2 protein-coding genes and 1 pseudogene are annotated in these 2,819 nt (G+C 40.0%); 2 read left to right on the top strand and 1 reads right to left on the bottom strand.

Annotated elements, in window-relative coordinates:
* Window positions 1-69: 69 nt before the first annotated feature.
* The gene (locus DUL71_RS31745) at window positions 70-624 is read right to left on the bottom strand and encodes a hypothetical protein (RefSeq protein ID WP_114941818.1); all 555 of its coding nucleotides are present in this window, start codon (window positions 622-624) and stop codon (window positions 70-72) included.
* A gap of 483 nt (window positions 625-1,107) precedes the next feature.
* Here DUL71_RS31745 and DUL71_RS32850 point away from each other — a divergent pair, with 483 nt between their 5' ends.
* Together DUL71_RS32850 and DUL71_RS31735 are read left to right on the top strand one after the other, a co-directional pair.
* On the top strand, window positions 1,108-1,359 hold the full coding sequence (locus DUL71_RS32850) for a sensor histidine kinase (RefSeq protein ID WP_114941817.1): 252 nt from the start codon (window positions 1,108-1,110) through the stop codon (window positions 1,357-1,359).
* A gap of 710 nt (window positions 1,360-2,069) precedes the next feature.
* Window positions 2,070-2,819, top strand: a pseudogene (locus DUL71_RS31735) (glycogen debranching protein GlgX); the annotation flags it as partial.

Below are 2,819 nucleotides of genomic sequence, written 5' to 3'. Positions count from 1 at the left end.
CAGTCCGGTTTTTAGGAGGGGTTACATAATAACCCGCCTGCTATTGGGGCTTTTAAAGCCTCAGCATTCCTATTCAGCTACTTTTTGTTGATCAGGTGCTTCATTAGGGCCGGGAATGTTTACCTGTTGCTTTTTGCTGTTATCACCGTCTTCATCGGCAGTACCTTCCTGGTACGGACTGTCAGGATTATAATTTCCGTCTTCTGTTTTGCCAACCGCATCACTTTCGCCCGGGTTTTCTTCTCCTCCACCGTGCATCGCTTTATCATAGTCAGCTTCTCCTTCTTGGGCAGGCGCTTTGAAATTGTTATTTTCAGGGTGCTCTTCAGCTGGTTGGGTACGATTGAAATAGGCATTGTTATTTCCCGCCATTTGTGAGGGATTTGCTTGATCATTGCCCGCCTGGGTTATATTATTGCGCCCGAAATTATGGCCACCCATACCCTTGCCTTCCATACCTTCGTCATCTGGGCTTTTCATAGATGAACTTCCGAAAAGAGAAGTTCTTTTCAAATCTTTTTCTTCTTCATTGCCTTCAGCATTGATCTTGTAGCCTTTAGGCTGACCTCCGTTCTGTTGGTCGCTTGCCTGATCCACTGCAGGGATTTTTTGTTTAAGTTCCATAATCTTGATAATTAGCGTTAATAAAGATCGATTTTTGTTTGACTCCGGTCGTTTTAAATAAAGTGCACCTGATTCACAACGCTTTTGTCTGTTGCATTCAGGTCTTCACCTTCCATTAAATAACCTTTAATTAAAATATTAAAAACCTAAGAAATGTTTTAATATTAATAATTACTATGGAAAACAATCAATTACATAATTCAAAACAGGAGATGGCTGAGTTCAGGACATTGATGCTTTGTAAGCAAAACATAAAATAGAATTGCACAGAGAACCGTTTGATTTGATCAGATGATAATTGAAACGATAGACAACATGGATCGGGCTCAGCATTCTCCCAGGAATATTTTGAAAGGTTCAACACGCAAATGCAAGAGAGACGAATCGATATTACGCAAGTCTTAACTAATCTTTTAAGTAACGCAATCAAATATTCACCTGATCATAATCAAGTAGAAGTCTACCTTTCTCAGGTCGGCGACTATTCAAATTTTCAACAGCACATCACGGGGTCGGCGTGCCCAGGCCGAACAACAAAAAATATTCGAGCGCTTTTACCGGGTCGGTGATGTCCAAAGGCAATTTCGGGGAATGGGCACTGGCTTATATATTTCTTCTGAGATTATTAAAAACCATGATGGAACGTTATGGGTAGAGACTAAACCGGGAAAAGGTTCCTTGTTTAGTTTTACATTACCATTGGATCGCAGTAAAGGGAAGGGATTAAATAAATAGGATTTTGATTTGCGATGATGATCCCGGAATACTTGATATCCTGGAACTTATTTTGAGTGAAGTGGGATTTGACGTTATTCCCGAAAGCAACAGTTTACATGTGGCAAATATTTTAAAAGAACAATAACCTGAATTATTTCTGTTAGGAGTTCAGTTACTTCGAAACATAAGGAAAAACCCGGCTACTGCAACGATGGACGCGGATGCCAATGATTTTGTCGTCAAGCCTTTCGATTTAGGTGCGCTGTTAAAGAAGGTCTCTCAATATGTTAATGCTGCCTGAAAAAGCTCATAGTTCTTTATTATGAGTGACTAAACAGCTGGTTTTGAGTTTGAATTGTGTTATTAATCCGCATTTTTTAGCTTGAGACAATAGGCGTGATCCAGTTCTTTTCGCTGCAAGACTGTATACCGATCATAAGCTTCTGGTTTGTGATTCAATATTTCTTTTTCGATCAAAATGCCTGTTTAATAACGCGATTTCAGAATATTTATGGAAAATAAATTTTTAATAAGCCTGTTGAACCATTAATGAATGGGCCTGTGATGCTACACCTGCGGCATCAATAGCCTTTCTACCAAATACAGGCTAATCTTATCTACAGGGATGTCATAGCTCGCCGTCCATAAGTTTTGTAAGAAATTTTTCTTCGAATAAAAACTTTTTTCCCTCCAATTAATTTAGTATTCAACAATTTGAATAATAATCAATGGAATATAATATACGACCTGGAAAACCTTTCCCGCTTGGTCCCACCTGGGACGGCAACGGAGTTAACTTTACCCTATACTCAGAAAACGCAACTGCTGTAGAACTATGCCTGTTTGATTCGGAGAATGATCAGCACGAGACAGCCAAAATTTCAATAACAGAAAAAACAAATTTCATCTGGCACATCTATATTGAAGGAATTGCCNAAAAAACAAATTTCATCTGGCACATCTATATTGAAGGAATTGCCCCCGGCCAGCTATACGGTTTTCGCGTGCATGGGCCGTATGAACCTGGCAACGGCCATCGTTTCAACCCAAATAAACTGCTGATTGATCCCTACGCTAAAGCAATTTCAGGTAATATCAAATGGAATGATGCCTTATACAGCTACAAAATCGGAGATGATTCGGAAGACCTGAGTTTTAGCGATAGCGACAGCGCGCCTTTTATTCCAAAATCTGTTGTCGTCGATCAGCAATTCGACTGGGAGGGCGACGCTTCTCCAAGTTACCAATATTATAATACAGTCATTTATGAAGCACACGTCAAAGGATTTACGCAGCTTAATCCAGAAATACCTGAAAACTTACGTGGGACCTATGCCGGAATCGCCCACCCTGCGAGTATCAAATATTTAAAAGATCTGGGAATTACGGCAATCGAACTGATGCCTGTACACCAGTTCATTTCCGATCGGCATCTGAAAGAGAATGGATTAAGTAATTACTGGGGATATAACACCATT

It is taken from the genome of Mucilaginibacter endophyticus (assembly GCF_003351025.1).
Taxonomy (GTDB): domain Bacteria; phylum Bacteroidota; class Bacteroidia; order Sphingobacteriales; family Sphingobacteriaceae; genus Mucilaginibacter; species Mucilaginibacter endophyticus.
This window is presented reverse-complemented; position numbering and strand designations above follow the sequence as displayed.